Source organism: Dyella sp. AD56 (assembly GCF_002878475.1).
Lineage (GTDB): Bacteria > Pseudomonadota > Gammaproteobacteria > Xanthomonadales > Rhodanobacteraceae > Dyella.
In genome coordinates this window covers 127,408-148,127 of the sequence record NZ_NRDP01000016.1, presented here as the reverse complement: position 1 = coordinate 148,127, position 20,720 = coordinate 127,408, and the positions used below count along the sequence as shown (strand labels likewise).

The 20,720-nt window shown below is 63.6% G+C and carries 18 protein-coding genes; 10 read left to right on the top strand and 8 right to left on the bottom strand.

The genetic code is table 11. The features are described 5' to 3' along the window. Nucleotides 1–7: 7 nt before the first annotated feature. The 10 genes from gspG (at nucleotide 8) to hrpB (ending at nucleotide 11,431) form a co-directional block, all read left to right on the top strand. Entirely contained in the window at nucleotides 8–433 is a 426-nt protein-coding gene (gene gspG / locus DyAD56_RS12555; RefSeq protein ID WP_102303101.1) for a type II secretion system major pseudopilin GspG, read from the top strand. A 76-nt stretch (nucleotides 434–509) separates the two neighbouring features. Then, on the top strand, nucleotides 510–929 hold the full coding sequence (locus DyAD56_RS12550) for a GspH/FimT family pseudopilin (RefSeq protein ID WP_233202404.1): 420 nt from the start codon (nucleotides 510–512) through the stop codon (nucleotides 927–929). After that, a complete protein-coding gene (locus DyAD56_RS12545) occupies nucleotides 926–1,318 on the top strand; it encodes a prepilin-type N-terminal cleavage/methylation domain-containing protein (RefSeq protein WP_102303099.1) in 393 nt (130 codons plus the stop codon). The genes DyAD56_RS12550 and DyAD56_RS12545 overlap by 4 nt, the downstream gene beginning before the upstream one ends. Then, a complete protein-coding gene (locus tag DyAD56_RS12540) occupies nucleotides 1,315–1,998 on the top strand; it encodes a prepilin-type N-terminal cleavage/methylation domain-containing protein (RefSeq protein ID WP_233202401.1) in 684 nt (227 codons plus the stop codon). Before DyAD56_RS12545 ends, DyAD56_RS12540 begins: the two co-directional genes overlap by 4 nt. Next, on the top strand, nucleotides 1,995–2,855 hold the full coding sequence (locus DyAD56_RS12535) for a type II secretion system protein GspK (protein WP_102303098.1): 861 nt from the start codon (nucleotides 1,995–1,997) through the stop codon (nucleotides 2,853–2,855). The genes DyAD56_RS12540 and DyAD56_RS12535 overlap by 4 nt, the downstream gene beginning before the upstream one ends. Further along, on the top strand, nucleotides 2,852–4,024 hold the full coding sequence (locus DyAD56_RS12530) for a PilN domain-containing protein (RefSeq protein WP_102303097.1): 1,173 nt from the start codon (nucleotides 2,852–2,854) through the stop codon (nucleotides 4,022–4,024). Before DyAD56_RS12535 ends, DyAD56_RS12530 begins: the two co-directional genes overlap by 4 nt. Further along, nucleotides 4,021–4,650 (top strand): type II secretion system protein GspM, encoded by a 630-nt coding sequence (gene gspM / locus DyAD56_RS12525; protein ID WP_102303096.1) that lies wholly within the window; start codon nucleotides 4,021–4,023, stop codon nucleotides 4,648–4,650. Before DyAD56_RS12530 ends, gspM begins: the two co-directional genes overlap by 4 nt. Beyond that, nucleotides 4,647–5,357: a general secretion pathway protein GspN gene (locus DyAD56_RS12520; protein WP_102303095.1), complete on the top strand. Its 711-nt coding sequence runs from the start codon at nucleotides 4,647–4,649 to the stop codon at nucleotides 5,355–5,357. Before gspM ends, DyAD56_RS12520 begins: the two co-directional genes overlap by 4 nt. Nucleotides 5,358–5,360: 3 nt before the next feature. Continuing rightward, nucleotides 5,361–7,769, top strand: coding sequence for a type II secretion system secretin GspD (gspD, locus tag DyAD56_RS12515; RefSeq protein WP_102303094.1), 2,409 nt, complete (start codon nucleotides 5,361–5,363; stop codon nucleotides 7,767–7,769). A 1,145-nt stretch (nucleotides 7,770–8,914) separates the two neighbouring features. After that, on the top strand, nucleotides 8,915–11,431 hold the full coding sequence (gene hrpB, locus DyAD56_RS12505; protein WP_102303092.1) for an ATP-dependent helicase HrpB: 2,517 nt from the start codon (nucleotides 8,915–8,917) through the stop codon (nucleotides 11,429–11,431). A 123-nt stretch (nucleotides 11,432–11,554) separates the two neighbouring features. On the opposite strand, the gene DyAD56_RS12500 is transcribed toward hrpB, so the two are convergent. The 8 genes from DyAD56_RS12500 to DyAD56_RS12465 all read right to left on the bottom strand — a co-directional run bounded on the left by DyAD56_RS12500 (nucleotide 11,555) and on the right by DyAD56_RS12465 (nucleotide 20,688). Then, the gene (locus DyAD56_RS12500; protein WP_102303091.1) at nucleotides 11,555–12,946 is read right to left on the bottom strand and encodes a sugar porter family MFS transporter; all 1,392 of its coding nucleotides are present in this window, start codon (nucleotides 12,944–12,946) and stop codon (nucleotides 11,555–11,557) included. Between the two features lie 65 nt (nucleotides 12,947–13,011). Beyond that, a complete protein-coding gene (locus DyAD56_RS12495; protein ID WP_102303090.1) occupies nucleotides 13,012–13,917 on the bottom strand; it encodes an SMP-30/gluconolactonase/LRE family protein in 906 nt (301 codons plus the stop codon). Further along, the gene (locus DyAD56_RS12490) at nucleotides 13,914–14,675 is read right to left on the bottom strand and encodes an SDR family oxidoreductase (RefSeq protein WP_102303089.1); all 762 of its coding nucleotides are present in this window, start codon (nucleotides 14,673–14,675) and stop codon (nucleotides 13,914–13,916) included. Before DyAD56_RS12490 ends, DyAD56_RS12495 begins: the two co-directional genes overlap by 4 nt. 2 nt (nucleotides 14,676–14,677) lie before the next feature. Continuing rightward, nucleotides 14,678–15,826, bottom strand: coding sequence for a galactonate dehydratase (gene dgoD / locus DyAD56_RS12485; RefSeq protein WP_102303088.1), 1,149 nt, complete (start codon nucleotides 15,824–15,826; stop codon nucleotides 14,678–14,680). Beyond that, the gene (locus tag DyAD56_RS12480; RefSeq protein ID WP_102303087.1) at nucleotides 15,823–16,461 is read right to left on the bottom strand and encodes a 2-dehydro-3-deoxy-6-phosphogalactonate aldolase; all 639 of its coding nucleotides are present in this window, start codon (nucleotides 16,459–16,461) and stop codon (nucleotides 15,823–15,825) included. The genes dgoD and DyAD56_RS12480 overlap by 4 nt, the downstream gene beginning before the upstream one ends. 4 nt (nucleotides 16,462–16,465) lie before the next feature. After that, nucleotides 16,466–17,389, bottom strand: a complete 924-nt coding sequence (locus DyAD56_RS12475; RefSeq protein WP_102303086.1) for a 2-dehydro-3-deoxygalactonokinase — start codon at nucleotides 17,387–17,389, stop codon at nucleotides 16,466–16,468. Next, entirely contained in the window at nucleotides 17,386–18,108 is a 723-nt protein-coding gene (locus tag DyAD56_RS12470) for a FadR/GntR family transcriptional regulator (protein WP_102303085.1), read from the bottom strand. The genes DyAD56_RS12475 and DyAD56_RS12470 overlap by 4 nt, the downstream gene beginning before the upstream one ends. A 537-nt stretch (nucleotides 18,109–18,645) precedes the next feature. Next, a complete protein-coding gene (locus DyAD56_RS12465; protein WP_102303084.1) occupies nucleotides 18,646–20,688 on the bottom strand; it encodes a right-handed parallel beta-helix repeat-containing protein in 2,043 nt (680 codons plus the stop codon). Nucleotides 20,689–20,720: the final 32 nt, after the last annotated feature.

Below are 20,720 nucleotides of genomic sequence, written 5' to 3'. Positions count from 1 at the left end.
GTACCCCATGCGACAAAAGACTTTTGGCCGTCACCACGCGGCACGCGGCTTCACCCTGCTGGAAATGCTGGCGGTGATCGTGTTGATCGGCATCATCGGCGCGGTGGTGGTGACCCAGGTCGGCAAGAACGTCGACAAGGGCAAGTACGGCGCCGGCAAGGCGCAGCTCACCACGCTCAGCCAGAAGATCGAGAACTACGCGCTCGACAACGGCACCCCGCCGCAACAGCTGCAGGATCTGATGGCGAAGCCGGCCAACGCGCGCAACTGGCAAGGCCCGTACGCCAAAGAGTCCGAGCTGAAGGATCCCTGGGGCCATGAGTTTGGCTACAAATACCCCGGCGACCACGGCAGCTTCGACCTGATCTTCTACGGCCAGGACGGCAAGCCTGGCGGCGACGGCTACAACGCCGACGTCGGCAACTGGCAGTAAGCCGATGCCGGCGAAGCCGCCACGCGCAAGGATCGACCGTACTCCACGTGCGGCGCGCGGCTTCACCTTGCTGGAAATGCTGGCGGTGATCCTGCTGATCGGCATCGCAGCGGCGGCGGTGGCGGTGTCGGTCACGCAGGGCCTGGCCAGTGCACGCGTGAGCGCGGCGAGCGGCGAACTGGCCGCGGCGCTGCGTGGGGTACGTACGCAGGCCATCGTGCACGGCAACGAACACACCTTGGATGTCGACACGCGCGACAACACCTATCGGGCCGACCACGGCCCGGCGGTGCGCTTGCCCACGGGCATGCGCATCGGTATCACCAGCGCGAAGGAAGATCAGGTCAATAGCTACACGGGGCGTATCCGTTTCTTCCCGGACGGCAGCTCTACCGGCGGACACATCACCTTGCAGCGCGAGCGGCGGCAGTGGCGGGTGAATGTGTCGTGGCTGACCGGGGCGGTGAGTGTGGCGGATGTGAGTGCGAAGCGATGAGGCGCGCGCGCGGGTTTAGTTTGTTGGAGGTGATCGCGGCGACGCTGTTGCTCGCCATTGCCTTTGCCGCGCTGTTGAAAGTGGCGGGTGGTTCCATCCAACTAACGCGTAACGCAGACGATCATAGTCAGGCCGCGCTGTGGGCCCGTTCGCTACTGGATACGGTGGATATCACCACGCCACTGCAAACCGGCCACACCGAAGGACGCTTCGACGCCAACTACCGTTGGCGGTTGGCGGTGACGCCGTGGAGCGCTGCGCCTGCCGGGCAGAACATACCCATGCGTGTGATGAAGCTAGACCTCGATGTGATCTGGGGACCGCGCCTGCATGAGCGTTCGGCGCACTTCAGCACGTTGCGTGTGCTCGGTCCGGTGAAGACGTCGTGAAGCACGCCGCATCCCGTCGCATGCAAGGCTTCACGCTGCTTGAAGTGCTGGGCGCGCTTGCCTTGTTCGCCATCCTGTTGGTGGGCGTGTATTCCGGCGTGCGTACGGCGACGCATACGGTGCGCTCGGGTGAGGCAGCTATCGAGCGAGTGGATCAGGTGCGTTCGGCCCAGCAGTTCTTGCGCCGCGAGTTGGCGCAGGCGCGTGCGGTGCCGTTGGCGCATACCGACAATGGCGATCCGATCTATTTCAAGGGCGATGCACACGAGCTGCGATTCGTGGCGCCGTTGCCCGGTTATCTGGGCAGGTTGGGGCCGCAGTTGCAGGCATTGAAGCTGGTGTCCAATGGCGATGGCACATCGCGTCTGGAAGCAAGCTTTGCGCTGATGCCGCCGGATGGTTCAGCACCGAAATCGTTGGGCGATCCTGAAGTGCTAGTTGATCACGTGCGCGACGGCACTTTCAGTTATCGCTCGCCGGACACTGCAGATCGCGCGGGCGACTGGCGCAACGCCTGGGACGACGTGCGCGCCATGCCGCGCATCGTGCGCATTGTGCTGCAGTTGGACGGCACCTCGACATGGCCAGAACTCGATGCGCCGCTGCGTGTGGACGCTGCGGCGATACAGGGGCAGCCGGCCGATCTGCTGCAAGGCCTGCAACGGAAGACCGTGCAATGAGCGCGGCCGCGCATCGCCAACGTGGCGTGGCCCTGCTCGTGGTGCTGTGGGCATGCACGCTGCTGGCGATCCTGGTGGGTGGATATGCGGTGTTGGCGCGCACGGAAGGATTACAGGCGCGTTACCAGTTTGCGCAGACGCAGGCGCACTACGCCGCCGAGGCCGGCCTGATGCGCGCCATCTATGCCCTGCAGGACCCGCAGACCGACCAGCGCTGGATTCCCGACGGACGCAGCTATCCGTTCGCCTTCGACGGCGCCAAAGTCAGCATCAGCATCATCAGTGAAACAGGCAAGGTCGATCTCAATGCCGCCTCGCCCGACGTCCTGAAGAACTTGTTCCGCGCGGCGGGCATGTCCGACATGGATGCGCAATCACTGGCGGGCAATATCGTGGACTGGCGCAGTTTTTCCTATTCACCGGCGGGCACGGTGCCCAACGCGGCCTACGCCAATGCCGGTCTGGACTACGGTCCCCGGCATGGCCCGTTTGGCACCGTAGAGGAATTGCAGATGGTGCTGGGCATGAATCCCAAGGTGTACCGAGCCGTGGCGTCGCAGGTCACGCTATGGTCGGGGCGTCCCGCGCCCGATCCGAACGTGGCGCCGCCGTTGGCGCTTGCCGCCGTTCCCGGCATGACACCGGCGCAGGCGCAAGCTATTGCTGCCTCCCGTACGGGCGCTCCGCAGCAGCCGGGCCTAGGCGCGATACAGGGAGTAACGCATAGTATCCGTTCGGAGGCCACGCTGGCTGACGGTACGCGCGCGATCCTGCGCGCGACGGTGCGATTACAGGGCATCCGCCCGGGCGCATTGCCGTATACCGTGCTGCGTTGGCAGGAGGGAGAGGGCGAATGAGTACGGCAACGCAGCCGCTGCAACTGCAGCTCGACCGCGCGCGTCGCGCATGGAGCAGTTCGCCCATGCCTCGCTTCTTTGCGTGGTGGGGCGGCGAATTGCTGGCGCTGTTTCCGGTGCGCTGGCGCGAGCGCTTCGGTGGCGGCGCGGCCTGGTATCTCCTGCAACTCGACGATGACGATTGGACGCTGCGCAAGGCCGGCACCGCGCCTGTGCTGGCACGCTGGAGCAGTCAGCTCGATGCCGCAGGTCAGCAGGTAGCACTGACCGATGCGTTGCGTGGCGTGGATGCCGAAGATCTGCGTTTGGCCTTGTGCCTGGACGGAGCAAACGTGCTTCGTCCCCGCCTCAACCTGCCGCTGGCCGCGCGTGACAATCTCGCGCAGATCGGTGCATTCGAGATGGATCGCCAGACGCCGTTCCGCGTCGAGCAAGTGCGTTATGACGTGCGCGAAGTACGCGCATCGGCACCGGCCGGCCGCTTTGCGGCGGAGTTGGTGGTGGTGCCTCGCCATACGTTGGATCCGGTGCTGGCGAAACTGGCCGCGTCGGGTCTGCAGGTAGATGCCGTGGACGTGGCATCCGGTGCGGATCGCCTCGGCGCGAACCTGTTGCCTGCCGAACTTGCACCACGCCGTAAGCATCCGCGGCAACGCCTGAATCTGGCGCTGGGCGTCGCTGCCATTGTCCTGCTGTTGCTATCGCTGCTGCAGTTTCTGCACAACCGCGAGAGTGCGCTGGATCAGATGCGTACCGATGTCGAAGGCATGCGCACCGACGCGCAGCAGGTCGCAACGTTGCGGCAGCAACTGCAGGACAACGCTGGTGCCGCCGGTTTCCTGGCCGCACGCAAGCAGCGCACGGTATCGGCGCTGGCCGTACTGCAGGACATCAGTCAGCGCCTGCCGACCACGGCATGGCTGGAACGCCTGAGCATCGACAACACCGGGCAGGTCGGTTTTCAGGGACAGAGCCCGCAGGCGGCGCGTCTGGTTGATGCGCTGAAGGGCTCGCCTGTCATCACCGATGCGAACTTCCAGGGCACGATCCAGGTGGATCCGGCGACCGGCAAGGAACGCTTCTACATGGTGGCGCAGCTGCGCAAGCCCAACGACGGCAAACCGAAGGCATCGCCCGCGACGCCGGCGGCGGCTGGTAGCACGCCATGAAGCTGGCCGCGCTCAAGCCGCGCGACAGCCGCATCGCGGCGATCCTGCTGTTGCTCGTCGTGCTGGTGATCGCCTATTTCGCCCTGCTGCACTGGTGGTTCGTGGCGCCGCTGCAATCCATCCACGCCGAGATGGACGACCTGCGCGACACCCACGCGCGTTACGCCTCCGCCATCGCCGAGAAACCGCAACTGCAACAGCGCATCGCCGCGATGGGCGCAGGGCAAGCGGCCAGTCACGCCTTCCTGCCCGAAGACGACCCCAACGCCGCTGCTGCTGGCCTGATGCAGCGCGTGGTCGACACCGTGGCCGCGCATCCCCAGGGCGGCGCCTGCGACGTCACCCAAAAAATGCCCGTCACCAACCCGCCGGCTGCGCCCGACGAGCCCTACCGCAAAGTCGCCGTGAGCATCAGCCTGCGTTGCGACGTGCAGCCGCTGGCCGAGACCTTGCACGACCTGGAGCAGGGCACGCCCTACCTGTTCGTCGATGATCTGAGCATCTACCGCAACCCGGTCGCCGCCATGCAACAGGCCGCCGCCCCGTTGGAAGTGCAGTTCACCCTGTCCGGCTACGTGCACCAGCCGCGTGCGAGCGGCGACGATGCCCAGGGCGGTGCGCCATGAACGCCGCCGCCCAACGCCGCCTGACCCCGATCCTCGGGGGCGTGGCCGTGCTGTTTGGCGCACTGCTACTGACCCTGCTGCTGGGCGTGGGCCGCAGCGTGTCCTGGGGCGCCACACGCCCGGCCACGCCGCTGCCACCCGCACACGACCAAGGCTTGCCACCGCCCGTACCGCTGGCCCAGTTCTCCGCCGTGTGGCTGCAACCGCTGTTCAACAACGACCGCAAACCCGTGATGCACGCCGCCTCCGGCGGCGCCAGCCTGGGCGACATGTCGCTCACCGGCATCATCCTCACCCCACCGCTGCACATGGCCCTGCTGCGCGACAAAAGCGGCGACCACAACGTGCGCGTGCGCGAAGGCGACAGCTTGCCCGACGGTAGCTGGCGCCTGGTCGAGCTCAAGCCGCGCGCCGCCGTGTTCGAATCCGGCAGCGGCCGCACCGAGCTGCAACTGCCCGCCGGCGCGCCCATCGACGTGCCCAAGCCCGACAGCAATCCACCGCCCGCCGCGCCCGGTGCCGCGATAGTCACCCCCGCGCCCGTGCCGCAGAACGGCCCCATGCTCAACACCACCAACACGCCCAACCCCGCCTTGCAGTCGCCCAACGGGGCCGACGCGCAAGCCGACCGCATTCGCCAGTTGCGCGACGCCATCCAGAAGCGCCGCGCCCAACAGCAAGCCGCGACACCCGAGGGAGCCCACTAAGCCATGTCCACCCAGCGCACCTCGCGGTTCACCCGCATCAGCACCCTCACCCTGGCCCTGTGGCTGGCCGGCTGCCAGAGCTTGCCGCCGACCCACGACGACGGCGCGCTGCAGCGCGAGGCCCTGGCCGGCACTGAAAAGCCCGTGCCCGCGCCGTTGAACACCCGCAACACCCCGGCCGATCAGACCACCTCGCCCAAGCCCCAAGTCACCGAAGGCACCGGCCAGTTCGTGCGCGCCACTGGCCTGGCGCAACCGCGTAAAGCCGCCAGCGGCGACGGCGCGGTGACCTTCAACTTCGAGAACCAACCCGTACAGGCGGTGGTGAAAGCCATCCTCGGCGACCTGCTCAAGCAGAACTACACCATCGTGCCGGGCGTGCAGGGCAACGTCTCCTTCTCCACCGCCGAACCGGTGGACAGCAGCCAGGCCATTCCCATCCTGGAAACCCTGCTGTCGTGGACCAACAATGCCCTGGTGATGCGCGAGGGCCAATACGTGGTGATGCCGGCCAAGGACGCCGTGGCCGGCAACCTGGTGCCCAGCCTCAACGCCGTGGCCCCGCAAGGCGGCCTGCAGGCGCGGCTGTACTCGTTGCGCTACATCTCCGCCACCGAGATGCAAAAGCTACTCAAGCCCTTCGCCCGCACCGACTCCGTGCTGCTGGCGGACCCCTCGCGCAACGTGATCGTGCTCTCGGGCACGCCCTCCGAACTGGATAACTACCAGCGCACCATCCACACCTTCGACGTGGACTGGCTGCGTGGCATGTCCGTGGGCGTGTTCAGCCTGCAACACGCCAACGTCGGCGAACTCGGCCCGCAGCTTGATCAAATGTTCGGACCCAAGAGCGACACCCCGCTGGCCGGCATGGTGCGTTTCCTGCCGATCGAACGCACCAACGCCATCGTGGTGATCAGCAACCAGCCGCAGTACCTGCAGGAAGTCGGTGACTGGATCACCAAGATCGACCGCGGCGGCGGCAACGAGCCGGAGCTGTTCGTGTACGACGTGCTCAACATCAAGGCCTCCGATCTCGCGCAATACCTGGGCCAGATCTATACCAACGGCAGCGGTGGCGGCGGCAACGCAGGCAAGGTCGGGCCGGGGCTCAATGGCTCCACCTTGGGCGCCAGCGACAATGCCAACGGCAACGCCAGTGGCATGGGCAGCACCGCCGGCAGCTTCGGCAGCTCGCCCTCGGTGAATGGCGTGGGTGGCGGCTTTGGTGGCGCGGGCGGCTTTGGTAGCGGCGGCACCGGCGGCACCACGGGCGGCACGAGTGGCTTTGGTAGCACGGGCACGAGTGGTGGCGTGGGTAGCAGCGGCACGAGTGGTGGCGCGGCGGGTGGCCTGTCCTCCTTCGGCAACAACAATGCCGGCAGCAGTGGCAATCAGGGCCAGCAGTACGTGTCCGAAGACGGCTCCATCCGCATCAGCTCGGTGGATTCGAACAACCAGTTGTTGGTCCGCGCACGGCCGTCGCAGTGGGCGGAAATCCAGCAAGCCATCAAGCGCCTCGACAATGTGCCGCTGCAGGTGCAGATCGAGATGCGCATTCTCGAAGTGGACCTGACCGGTCAGCTGGAGTTTGGTGTGCAGTGGTATCTGCAAGGGCTGGCTGGCAGCACACCGACCGTTGATGGCAATGGCAACATCAATGGCGCAACCAACATACCGCCCGGCGCACATCGCCAGATTTCGTTGGGCTCAGGAGGCAACCAATACGGTGGCGAGCCATTCTTCTATTCGTTCCTGAGCAGCAACGGCAAATTCCAGGTCGCCATTCGTGCACTGGAAACCAACGGCAACACGAAGACGCTGTCGGCACCGTCGCTGGTCGTGCTCAACAACCAAGTGGCGCATATCCAGGTCGGTGACCAGATCCCGATCAACCAGACGTCGATCGTGACGGGGCTTAGCACGGCGGGCACGACGGCCAGCAGTGTCAGCTACATCCCGACCGGTGTGATTCTGGATGTGCAGCCGCGCGTGAATCCGGGTGGCTTGGTTTACCTCAATGTGCAGCAGCAGGTGAGTGGCACGACGGGTAACGCTAATTCGCAGGGTAACTTCACCATCCAGCAACGCGCGGTGGGCACGCAGATCGCGGTGCAGAGCGGGCAGACCGTATTGCTTGGCGGTTTGATTCAGCAGCAAGAGGACAATACCGATACGGGTATCCCTGTGTTGAATCGTGTGCCGATCCTTGGCCGTCTATTTGGCACGACCAATCACAGCCGCAACCGCACGGAGCTGCTTGTGCTGATTACGCCGCGTGTGATCACCAGTAGTGAAGAGGCTAAGCAGGTGACCGACGAATATCAGCGCAGGTTTGAATCGTTGGCGCCGTTGAGGAAGGATAGTGGGGCGGCTGGGGCCAGTAATGGTGGGGCGGCGTCGCATCCGTAGTTTGCGCTTTTCGCGCTTCCTCTCCCCTTGGGGGAGAGGGTTGGGGTGAGGGGTGGGTGCTCGCCTTACCGTTTCATCTTTAGCCGTCATCCCTGCGAAGGCAGGGATCCAGTAGCGGTATCACTTAGTTGTCGCGATACAGTGATCTGGCTCGCCTGCGGCGGGCTTCCGAACTGCTGCCGCAGTCCGGGTCACTTTCTCTTGCATGCCCAAGAGAAAGTAACCAAAGAGAAGGGCACCCCCACTTGGCGCTGGCCGGTGAAGCCGGCCAGTACGTGAGGGGCGGACGGGCTTTTCGACAGGGCATCCTGCCCTGGCGAAAAGGAATCGGCATCCATGCCGATCCCCCTGCGGGCCTTTTCGTCCACCCCTCACCGCCGCACAGGGGGCCAGGAGGTCAAAAGCGCTGAGCCAACGGCTCGTGCAGCGGAGCTGCACATCGCGTCGCAGCTGGTCGTGTTGCTCCTGCTCCAATGCACAACGCCAAAGAAGACAGACCGCGACAGTACGTGGCGAGTTGTCCACAACGGTCGGGAAGCGTAGCGAAGCCCGCTTTAAGTCCTCTCCGCGACGGCGCGTTGCGCAGGGCTCCGATCTACCCGCTGTGTCTCACGGGACTAGCTTCGCGTCGTATAGGCAAAGGTGGCCGAGCCACAACGTGCCTCACCCGTTCGGGCTTATCCCATCGACATGCTGCAGGCGTTGGCTTGTCAGGCCATTTCTTTGGGTTACTTTTCTTTACTCCGGGCATCCTGCCCTTCGCCCTTCGGGCCGGCTTCGCCGTTCGCACGCGCTCCTGCGCGTGCGTGGGCCAACAAAGAAAAGTGACTCGAGCGTAGGCAGACGATCGAAACGTCCGCTGCGTAAGCGGCCCGATTGCGGTCACGCTCGAGGCGACAGCCGACCACTGACGACACTGAATAACCAGCTTCGCTGTCGTGAAGCGTCTCGGCACTGCGTCGGGATGACGGTTTCATCGAAACGATAAGGCGAGCACCCAACCTTTACCCCCTTTTCGGGGCTCACCCCAACCCTCTCCCCTAAGGGGAGAAGGAGCAGAGCGGCAGCGTGTTCGTGTACCCAATGGAACACCACCACAAGAGCACCAACAACGTCCCCAACGCAGGCCCGTTATCATTTACCCGATGAACACCCCTCCATCCTTCCCTATCACCCCACTGCTCCCCGAGATCAGCGCGTCCCTCGCAGCACATCCGCGCCTGGTGCTCGAAGCACCGCCGGGTGCGGGTAAGACCACGCAGGTGCCGCTGGCATTGCTCGATCAACCATGGCTGGCGGGTGGCAAGATCCTCATGCTCGAACCGCGCCGCATCGCCGCGCGTGCTGCCGCGCAGTTCATGGCGAAGCAGTTCGGTGAAGAGGTGGGGAAGACGGTCGGCTATCGCATTCGTTTTGAATCGAAGATCGGGCCTGCCACGCGTATCGAAGTGGTGACAGAAGGCATTCTTACTCGGTTGATCCAGGACGATCCCGAGCTCACCGGTATTGGCGCGATCCTGTTCGACGAATTCCACGAACGTCATCTTGCTGGTGATCTTGGCGCAGCGTTAGCGCTGGATGTGCAGGGCACCTTGCGTCCCGAACTGCGCATGGTGGTGATGTCGGCCACGCTGGATGGCGAACGCATTGCGCAATGGTTGGATGCGCCGCGCATCAGTAGTCCGGGACGCAGTTTTCCGGTGCGCATCGAGTATCCGGCAGCACGCACGCAGGAAACGACGGAGCATCACCTCGCGCGCATTGTGCGACAGGCATTGGAAGAGAATGATGGCGACGTGCTCGCCTTCCTGCCGGGGCGCAGGGAAATCGCGCGCACGCAGGCCGTACTGGCATCGTCGCTGGATGAGAACATAGACATCGTCGCGCTGCATGGCGAACTTTCGATGGCGGAGCAGCAGGCGGCGCTGAATCCGGCGGAGCCCGGTACACGTCGCGTAGTGCTGGCTACCAATGTGGCTGAATCCAGCGTCACGCTGCCGGGTATTCGCGCGGTGGTGGATAGTGGGTTGGCGCGTGAACCGCGCTTCGATCCCAACTCCGGCTTCACGCGACTGGAAACGGTGACTATCTCGCAGGCGTCTGCTGATCAGCGCGCGGGTCGCGCGGGTCGCGTTGCGGAGGGAACGGCGTATCGGTTGTGGCCGCAGAGTAAGCGCCTGGATGTGTCGCGCACGGCGGAGATCGCCCAGGCCGAGTTGTCCGGTCTCGCGCTGGAACTCGCGGCATGGGGTGTCACCGCAGGCAGTGACAACGATCTGCCATGGCTCGATGCACCACCATCAGGCGCGCTGGCGCAGGCGCGTGAACTGTTGGTGCAGCTCGGCGCGTTGGCCATCGACGGACGCATCACGCCGCTAGGTCGCGAGATGCTGGAATTGGGTGCAGCGCCTCGACTGGGCGCGGCTGCGTTGCGTGCCGAGCCAGAGCTCCGCTCCCTCGTCGCTGATCTGCTCGCGCTGATGGAGGCGCGTTCGCCACTGCGTGGCGAGCAGGCACGCTCCGATGATTTCCGTGCACGCGTGAGCGCGCTGCATGTCTGGCGTGATCGCCATACGGCCGGTGCGCGCGGCGGCGCGGACGGCGGTGCTCTCGCGGCGATCGAGCAGGCCAGCAAAGGCTGGCGTCGCCGCCTGGATCTTCGATCCGCTGCGAGCGGTGTGCCAGACAGTCATGCTGTTGGCGATCTGCTGCTGCACGCCTTTCCCGATCGCGTGGCACGACGTGACGACAACAACCCGCTGCGCTACACGCTCGCCAACGGCCGCGGTGCGCGGTTGCACGAAAACACTGCGTTGCATGGCGAGCCGTGGCTGGTAGCGCTGGATGTGCGGTTCGATGCGCGCGATAGCTTGATCCTTGCCGCGGCGCCCATCGATCTTCGCGTGCTTGAGCGTGACTATCCCTCGCAGTTCAGGCGTGAGCGTGCATTGCGCTGGAACGATGAGCGCAACGCGGTCGAAGCCTTCGATGAGCATCGCTTTGGCGGCATCGTGCTCGAACGTCGCAGTGTGCCGGTGAAACCGGAAGATGCATTGCCGGCGTTGTTGGCCGCGGTTCGCGCCAAGGGCATCGATGTACTGCCGTGGAGTGAGAACGCGCGTCGTCTGCGCGCTCGCATGCAGGCGTTGCGTGGTTGGATGCCGGAACTCGGCTTGCCCGATGTATCGGACGTGGCCTTGTTGGCGTCACTGGAAGCGTGGTTGGGGCCGTATCTGGATGGCAAGCGCCGGCTGGACGCGCTGAGCGTCGAAGAACTCTCGCAGGCGCTGGGCTCGCTGTTCGATTACGAGCAACGGCGCCAGCTCGATGCGCAGGTACCGGAAAGCTTGACCGTGCCCAGTGGCATGTCGCGCCGGCTGGAATATGCCGAAGGCGAGCCGCCCGTGTTGGCGGTGAAGCTGCAGGAGCTGTTTGGCCTGGCCGACACACCGCGCGTCGCCAACGGACGCATACCGGTGACGCTGCATTTGCTCTCGCCGGCGGGTCGCCCTATCCAGGTCACGCAGGACCTCAAAGGTTTCTGGGAGCGCACCTATCCCGAGGTGAAGAAAGAGCTGAAGGGCCGCTACCCGCGACATCCGTGGCCGGACGATCCGTGGACGGCGGCACCGACGCATCGCGCCAAGCCGCGCGGCACCTAAGAGCCGCTAGCAAAACTACTGCGCGACCATCAGGCGGGCGCTCGCTACGTTTTGTTAGCGACTCTACGCAGAAAAAAGGCCGCCGACCTCACGGTGCGACGGCCTGGGGAAAGTGTGTGTGGCTCAGCGGCCGATATCGCGCAGTCGCTTGCCGCTCATCAGATTGCGTTCGATCTGCTCCAGCGTGATGCCCTTGGTTTCCGGCACCAGCCAGAAAGTGAGCACGATGAATACGGCGTTGAGCCCCGCATAGAGCCAGAAGGTGTTGGCATTGCCGATGCCGTTGAGCAAGGTGAGGAACGTGATGCCCACGACCCAGTTGCAGCCCCAGTTGGTGAAGGTGGAGCAGGCGATGCCGAAGTCACGGCCCTTGAGCGGCTGGATCTCGGAGCACAAGGCCCATATCAGCGGACCGGCGGACATGGCGAAGCCGACGATAAAGATAAGCAGCATCGCCACGGTGAAGATCTGCGCGCCGTGGTCGTGGATGCCGTTATGCATCATGGCGCCCACCACGCCCAGGCCCACGGTCATCACCGTGAAACCGGTGTAGAGGATGGGCTTGCGACCCCAGCGGTCGATCAGTGCGATGGCGATGAAGGTGGCGAGCACGTTGGTCAGGCCCACCAGAGCGGTGAACCACATCTGCGCGGATGTGTCGTAGCCCATCAGCTTGAAGATGCGTGGCGCGTAATACATCACCACGTTCATGCCGGTGAATTGCTGCATCACCTGCAGCAGCACACCCAGCCATACGGAGCGGCGGAAGTTGCGGTTCTCCTGGAACAGGTGCCAGCCGCGCTGAGGCGTCTTGAGCTGCTCCTCGATGTCGGCGGTTTCGCGCGCTACCACCTCGGCGTCGCCGCGCAGGCGTTGCAGCACATCCAGCGCTTCCTGACGACGGCCACGCATCAGCAGCCAGCGCGGACTGTCGGGAAGAAACAGCACGCCGAACAGGAAGAGCACGCCAGGAATGGCGATCACGCCGAGCATCCAGCGCCATGCACCGTTGTAGCTGAAGGCCGTGTCGGAGAGAAACGCGACGAAGATGCCGATGGTGATCATCAGCTGGTAGGTGGAAATCATCGCGCCGCGAATGTGCTCCGGCGCGACCTCGGCCAGATACAGCGGGGCCGTGAAGGAGGCGATGCCGATGGCGAGGCCAAGCACGACGCGCGCGGCGATCAGCGTTTCGGGCGACCATGCCCCACCGGAGAGCAAGGAGCCGATCACAAACAGCGCGGCGCCGAGTACGAGCGAGCGTTTGCGCCCCAGATGTGCCGATAGCCAGCCGGCGCCCACCGCGCCTACTGCCGCGCCGAACATCATGGAACTCACGATCCACTCGATGATGTGGTCGCTGACGTTGTACTCGGCCTGGATGAATTGCGTGGCGCCCGAGATGACGCCGACGTCGAGGCCGAACATAAGACCCGCCAAGGCGGCGAGTACGCAGACGAAAATAACGGTGGCCTTCGATTGCACCGAGGTTGGTGCGATGACTTGGGCATTCATGGATAAATCTCCCCCGCTGGCGATGTGTTTGCCTCTATGGGCTTTGTGTGGATGAACCGCGGTCCCTACGCGGCGGCGATGACGTGCGGTGGCGGACCCGCGAAACGTGGTTCCGGCAAGCCGCAGAAGCCTGTTTCGGCGAAGAACAACGCGCCGGCATAGGGCTGGGAGGCGAGCGCGGCTTCGTCGAGGCCAGCGCGCGCACTGGTGATGTAGAGCGTGGCGTAATTCGTTCCGCCAAATGTCGGTTTGGTCGGCTGTGAGGCGGGAACGTCGACGATATGGTCAAGTCGGCCGTCCGGCGTGTAGCGCACCACGCGGCCCAGTCCCCACTGGGCATTCCACAGTCCGCCTTCGTGATCGACGGCAGAACCGTCGGGTTCGCCGCGTGGATCGTCAAGCGTTACGAACGTCCGGATATTGGCGATGCGATCACCGTAGTCACAGCGCTGGATGCGGCGCGTGGGCGAATCGCAGAAGTACATGGTGCCGCCGTCGGGGCTGAAGGCAATGCTGTTGCTGATCGCCACGCCGGGTAACGGCAAACGTTCCAGCGTCAGGTCGTGATTTAGCCGCCAGAAACCGCCGACGGTCTGCTTCGGTCCGGTAGCCGGCTCATGCAGCGTGCCGAACACGAAACGGCCCTGGCGGTCGCAGACGCCGTCGTTGAGCCGGGTTGGCAGATCGGCTTCCACGTCGGTGACCGGCACGATCGCCTGCGTCGACGGATGGAAGAACGCCAGCCGCGAGGCGAGGCCTAGCAGCAACCAGCCATCGGCCTCGCACAGCGCAAAGCTGGCGAGCCGCTCGGGCATGCTCCACTGGTGCAATGCGCCATCGTGCGGGCGGTAGCGCCACAACGTGGAGGACTGGATGTCGGTCCAGTACAGCACCTGCCCGCGGTCGCACCAGGTCACGCCTTCGCCCAGTATGTTGTGCACCTGCATGGCGAGCGCGGCGCGCACGTTCATACCCAACCTCCGTCGACGATGAAATCCTGCCCGGTACACATGCGGCTGTCATCGGCGGCAAGAAACAAGGCGGCGCGCGCCAGATCGTCGGCCATCAGGTAGCCGGGTAGGCACTGCACGCGGGCAATCTCTGCCTTGCCGGCATCGTCCAGCCATAGGCGGCGCTGCTTTTCGGTAATCACCCAGCCAGGCACCAGCGCATTGATGCGGATGCGGTCGTGGCCGAGTTCGCGTGCGAGCCCATTGACCATACCGTGCACGGCGGACTTGGCCATGGCGTACATCGGATAGCCGGCGTTCTTTTTCATCCAGCCGGTGGAACCCAGGCAGATCACCGAGCCGCCGCCGAGCTTGCGCATATCCTCGCGCACGGCCTGCGTGGCGAAGTACTGGTGGCGCAGGTTGATCGCCATGTTGTGGTCGAACTCGGCTGCCGTGGTGTTGCCGAACTCGTGACGCACGTCGTTGGCGGCGTTGTTCACCAGCACGGAAACCTTGCCGTTCATCTCACGCGCCGTGGCGATGGCCGCTTGGAGCGCGTCGAGCTGAGTCACATCGCAGCGGATGAACAGCGGGCGATGCGTGCAGGCGACGAGGCTTTCCGACAGTTGCTCGCCGCTGGCTTCGTCGATGTCGATAAAGGAGACGCGCGCGCCCTGCCTGGCGAAGTGCTCCACGAAGGCGGCGCCGATGCCGGTAGCGCCGCCGGTGATGAGCACATGGCGGCCGACGAGGCTGGGATAAGTAGCGAAAGGCATGCTTACCACTCCGCCACGCTACCGTCGGTATGACGCCAGATCGGGTTACGCCAGCGATGGCCCACGGCCGCGCGTTCGGCGACGTAGTCCTCGTTCACCGAGATGCCCAAGCCAGGACCTTGAGGGATAGTGACGAAACCATCGTTGTAGTTGAACACACTGCGATCCTTCACGTAATCAAGTAGATCGTTGCCGGCGTTGTAATGGATGCCCAGGCTCTGCTCCTGGATGAAGGCGTTGTGGCACACCGCATCCAATTGCAGGTTGGCGGCCAGCGCGATGGGGCCGAGTGGGCAGTGCAGCGCCAGGGCGACGTCGTAGGCTTCGGCCATCGCAGCGATCTTGCGCGTTTCGGTGATGCCACCCGAGTGCGAGGGATCAGGCTGGATGATGTCGACGCCACCCATCTGCAGCACGCGCTTGAAGTCGTAGCGCGTATACAAGCGCTCGCCCAGCGCGATGGGGGCAGGTGAGATCGAGGCCAGCTCCGGCAACGCTTCCAGGTGATCGGAAAGCACCGGCTCTTCGATGAACATCAGCTTGAACGGCGCCAGCTCGCGCATCAGCACTTTGGCCATGGGCTTGTGCACGCGGCCGTGGAAATCCAGGCCGATGCCGATATGTGGACCCACCGCATCGCGAATGGCCTGCACGTTCTCGATCACCTGCTCGACCTTGGCGTGCGTGTCGACGTACTGCAGTTCCTCGGTGGCATTCATCTTCACGGCGGTGAAGCCGCGCGCCACGGCTTCCTTGGCGGCACGTGCGGTATCGGCCGGGCGGTCGCCGCCAATCCATGAATACACGCGGATGCGCTCGCGTACCGGGCCGCCGAGCAACTGGTGCACCGGCTGGCCAAGATCCTTACCCTTGATGTCCCACAGCGCCTGGTCGATGCCGGCGATGGCGCTCATCAGCACCGGGCCGCCGCGATAGAAGCCGCCGCGGTACATCACGTTCCACAGGTCTTCGATGTGGCGCGGGTCCTTGCCGATCAGGTAATCGGACAACTCATCCACGGCGGCGGCAACCGTGTGTGCGCGGCCTTCCACGATGGGCTCACCCCAGCCGACCACGCCCGCATCGGTGTCGATGCGCAGGAACAACCAGCGTGGTGGAACAAGATAGGTGGTGAGGCGGGTGATCTTCATGCGGTCGTTCCTTGGGAAACCTGATGGCTGCGCCAGCCGTCGGCAAACGCGCGGGCACGCGCGGCGACGTCGCTGGCCGGGCGACCGGGCGCATAGAGCGCGGAGGCAATGCCAAAGCCGTTCGCACCGGCAGCGATCCACGGACCCATGGTGTCGGGTGCGATGCCGCCGACGGGCAGCACGGCGAGATCCTTCGGCAGCACGGCGCGCCATGCCTTGAGCACGGCGGGGCCCGCCTGTTCGGCGGGAAACAACTTCAGCGCATCGGCGCCAGCAGCGAGCGCGGCGAATGCCTCCGTGGGCGTGGCCACGCCGGGCACGCAGTAGAGTCCGGCCTGCTTCGCGGCGCGGATCACGCTGACGTCCGCATGCGGCATCACGATCAGGCGGCCGCCCGCATCGGCGACGCTTTTCACATGCGCGGGATCGAGCACGGTGCCGGCGCCGATCAGGGTGTCGTCACCCAGCGCGTCGACCATACGGCGAATGCTCTCGAACGGCTGCGGTGAATTCAGCGGCACTTCCAGCATGCGGAAGCCGGCGTCTACCAGTGCGCGGCCGATGTCCACGGCTTCGTCGGGCGTAAGGCCGCGCAGGATGGCGACAAGGGGGAGGGGATCAAGCCACGACTTCATGGATTCATGCCGTTGCTTGCGTGGAGACCAGCCCGGCCGCCACAGCGACACGCCAAAGCCCGTGTGACGTGGTTGCATTGGGCGCTGCGCGGAGGGTGAGGTCAAAGCGCGCTGCGGCGCGGACGTAGCGATCGCACAGCGGACCTTCGCCGACCATATGGATGCTGTCGTGCGGCGTGGCCCAGCCGCTGGCGAGAGCGATGCGCAATTCGTCGCCGATCAGCAGACCGGAGAGATAGTCCGGAACGGAAGCCGGTGGCAGCGAGCCATCCAGCATCAGCGTGCGCGCCGAGAACACGCGCGACAGCGCGCCCGCTGCTCCGCTATCGCGCGCCGCATCGACACCACGAAGAAAGGCGTGCTCATCGTCGATAGCCGGCGGTAGCTGTGCGCCGAGGATGGAATGTTCTTTCAGCAGACCGAACAGTTCGCCCGTCATCACCGTGGCGAAACCGGTCACCACGCCATCGCGTAGCGACACCCATTTGCTATGCGTGCCCGGCAGCAACAGGCAACCATGGCGCGCTACGTCCGGCAGCAGCGCCGCCACGCCGACAACTTGGGTTTCCTCGCCGCGCATCACGTCGGGGCGCGATGGGTCGCGCAGCCCCGGCACGAGATGCAGCGTGCGGCCGTCAGGCGTCGTCATCGCGGTCAGTGCATCGGCAAGGCGATCGACGTCGGTGGGTGTGTCCAGGTAAGGCACTTCGCGCCAACCGTTGCGACTGCCAACCATGCCGCAGGCGATCACCGGCACATCCGGCCAAGCTTCTACGGCCAGCGCAAACGCCGCGCCGAACCCGCCTTCGGGAAGTTGGCGAATGCCATGAGGAAGCGCGCGCTTGTCGAGCACCTGGCCCTGGCTGTCATAACGGTACGCACGCAAATGCGTGCTACCCCAGTCGAGGCCGATGAGGTGTGTGTTCACTTGCTGGCTTTCCGGCGCGTGCGCGTGCGGCTGCGCTGCAAGTTCTCGTGCGAATCAGCAATCATCGCCTGCATCGTCTTGCGCGCCACGTCCGGCTGCTGGCGCTTGATCGCCTCGAACACCTTCTGGTGATAAGGCAACGAATAGCGGAAATCCGTTGCGCTGCGCGCGGACAGGGTGAAGAACGTGCCAAGCGCGGTCTCGATTACCGAGAACAGCGACTGCATCAGTTCGTTGCCGGTGGCCTGCAGCACGGCGTCATGGAAGGCCAGGTCGGCTTCGGACCAGGCATCCAGCGTCTGCGCGGCGACCATCGCGTCATAGGCTTTTTCGATATCGATGAGCTGCGTGGCAGTGCGGCGGCGCGCGGCGGCAGCCGCAGCGGCCGGCTCGATGATCTCGCGCATCTCCACCAGCTTGTCGACAAAGTCGTCGGTCGGCATGGAGGCGCAGCGCCAGGCCAACACGTCGGCATCCAGTTGGTTCCACTGCCGTTCTTCCAACACGCGCGCGCCCACGCCGGTGCGCGATTCGATCAGCCCCTTGGCGGACAACACCTTCAGCGCTTCGCGCAGGGCCGTGCGGCTCACCTGCAGGCTTTCGGCCAGGGATTCCTCTCGCGGCAGGATCTCGCCGGGCTTCACCTTGCCGCTGACGATGCGCAGCCCGAGTTCATGCATGACGTGCCCATACAGGCTGCGAACGGTGATCGGCTTCATCATGAAATCCTCTGGTGCTCGATCCTGGCGATCATTGCCAGGGGCGGCTGGACGCGTGTGGCTTGATCCATTTGTCATACAAACTGACTATAGGCAAGTTGTGCGGTCGATGCAAAGGTATTTGACGGCAATCGGAGATAGCTACTGGGCCCAACTCAAGGGCGATCTGGGCGTGGGGCCACCGCTAGTTCAAGCCTATGTGGGTTAGAGCCTTATCCGGACAATCTGGGGGGCTCGCGCAGTCATATTCCTTGGAGCATGACTTGCGCAGGACCATAAAAGGCTTCTTCAAGGCAGTGAAGCATCACTCATGCCAACGGTCGTCCTGCCTGGTAGTGCAATGCTCGCCGTATGGTCTGTACACGTGGAGCAGGTGGGACGATGGTGCTTACTGGGGCGGATTGAAGATGAGCAATGGGGCGTGGATCGTCAAGAATTCAAAGGGAACATCTGATGTCGGCAGAAAACGCCGCGCGTTAGGCGCGGCGTTTTCATTCCATCCCACATCGGTTTGCGTTGGTCCGAACCAGCGTCTTGTCAGAAGTTCTTTGCCTTGAGATACCACTGGCCGAAATAGCCAATCAGGTTCACGACCCCGTTTGCTGGGATATTGATGTCAGACAACGCGGGGTTCTCGACGACGGCTGCACCGCCACGTACCAGTGTCTCGGCCTGCAAGCACAGTAAGGACAGCGACCTGTGTTCTGGCACGCCAAGCTTCCATTGTGCGGTGGCGGTGGCGCCAGCACCTCCGCCGCCGGAGATGCTCACGCTTGGTGCCGAGGTGTAACCCGTACCGTAAGAGATCATCTTGATCCCGGTGACTGCTCCAGATGCGGAGATGATTGAGGCTGCAGTTGCTCCCGTTCCGCCGCCGCCCGAGAAGATCACAGAAGGTTGGGATGTATAGCCTGAACCACCGTTCGTGAGCGTGCAGTAAGCGACCCCCGATCCGACTAGCAGCATGGATGAGGTCCGTAGATCATTGATGGGGGTGGTGCTGTTCACGTAGACGTCTTGAATAACATCGGGTACTTCGAGGCCGCCTGATCCCCCAACTGTTAGGCCACTGAATCCAGTGTCCATGACCGCGTTGTCGCTGATCTTCACGCTGTTGCCAATGGCGTAAATGCATCGCGGCATAGTCGAGGTCGTTCCGCAGAAGAACCGGTTGTTACGGACTGAAACGGAATCTGGATTGTCATGGACGTAGATGCCTATGCGGGTACCGTCCATAAGGAAGTAGTTGCTGTCGACATCCACTCCTGAGGAAATGGTCGTGAAACCCTGGGTGTAGCCACCGGCGCCATAACGACTCAAACTCAGTTGCTCGCCGAGAGAGTCGGTAGAGTTGTGATAGAAGAAGTTGCCGCTGACCCTTGCGAAGGGGCCTCCCTCCAGGTTGAGGCCCACACCGGCATTCCATGTAATGACATTTCCCTGGATGTTGCACGCCTGTGCACCACCTGCGTCGATACCGAACCCTCCTTGATTCTTGTAGACAACATTGTTGTTCAGCAGCCCATAGGTGCAATTGAAAAGAATGCCCGCAGCACTGGCTGAACTTGTCGCATTGTTGTAACTCACGTTACCGATAGCAGCGATGGCCCAACCACTTAAGTCAAAGCCATAGGAACCATTTTCGGTTGATGTGTTTCCGGTAACCGTGCAGTAGTTCGCTTCGGGGTTGCCTATGTCAAAGACCGGTGCGTTGAAGTTGTTGTTCTGGACAAAGTTTCCCAATACCAGGCCGGCCATGCTGTTGGAGGTGAAGTGATTGTTGGCGACACGATTGAACAGAAGTTTCTGGGTGAACGTCTGGTCGTAGTTGTTGAGCCAAGCCCCATTGCCAAGGTTGCCCGAGAAGGTCGATCCGGTGATCGTTACGTTGGCAATGTTGGATATCGACAGGCCGTCACTGTCATTGGTTGTGAACAGGCAGTCGGTAATGACACTTCCTGCTGACTCAATGCCCCCCTCGATGTAAGCACCGGTCCCCCAGCCCTGATTGGCTTTCGCATTACAGCTTCGGATATTGCGCAGGCTGATCTCGTTGACGCTGCTCGGACAGAAGATGTTGTGGCAACCGTTGGGGCTGGTTGAGCGATTTCCGTCAATGGTGAGGTGACTCAACGAGAGCGCTGTGCTCGATGCCGTGAGGAACGAAGCGGTTGGCGCTGTAGGAAGCCGTCGAATGATCGTCTTGTCGCGCCCCTCACCTACCCACGCCGACGAAATGGAAAGAGGGCCGCAAAGATAAACACCTGCAGGAAGGTATAAGACCTTGCCCAGGCTTGCGGCGGCTGCATCGGCCGCGCTGAGACTTGTGGTGTTATCCGTCGTGCCATCGTTGAGAACGCCGTAATCGAGCGCGCTGAGTTGGTCCGCGCATTTGGCTTGCAAAAGACGGGTAGCGGCTCCTGTCGCAGATGGTGTAAAGCCGACCAGGCTTGAGCCATCAGCAGCAGCAAGCGCGCTATAGGTGACATAGTCATCCGCGAGCGTTGCTCCCATAGTGGACCTAATGAGCTCCTTTACCTGGCCGAGGTTGAGGGTGTCTGAGGGTGTGATAGCGGTCATGTCAATTCTCCTTTCCTTGAGGTTGGGTGCCG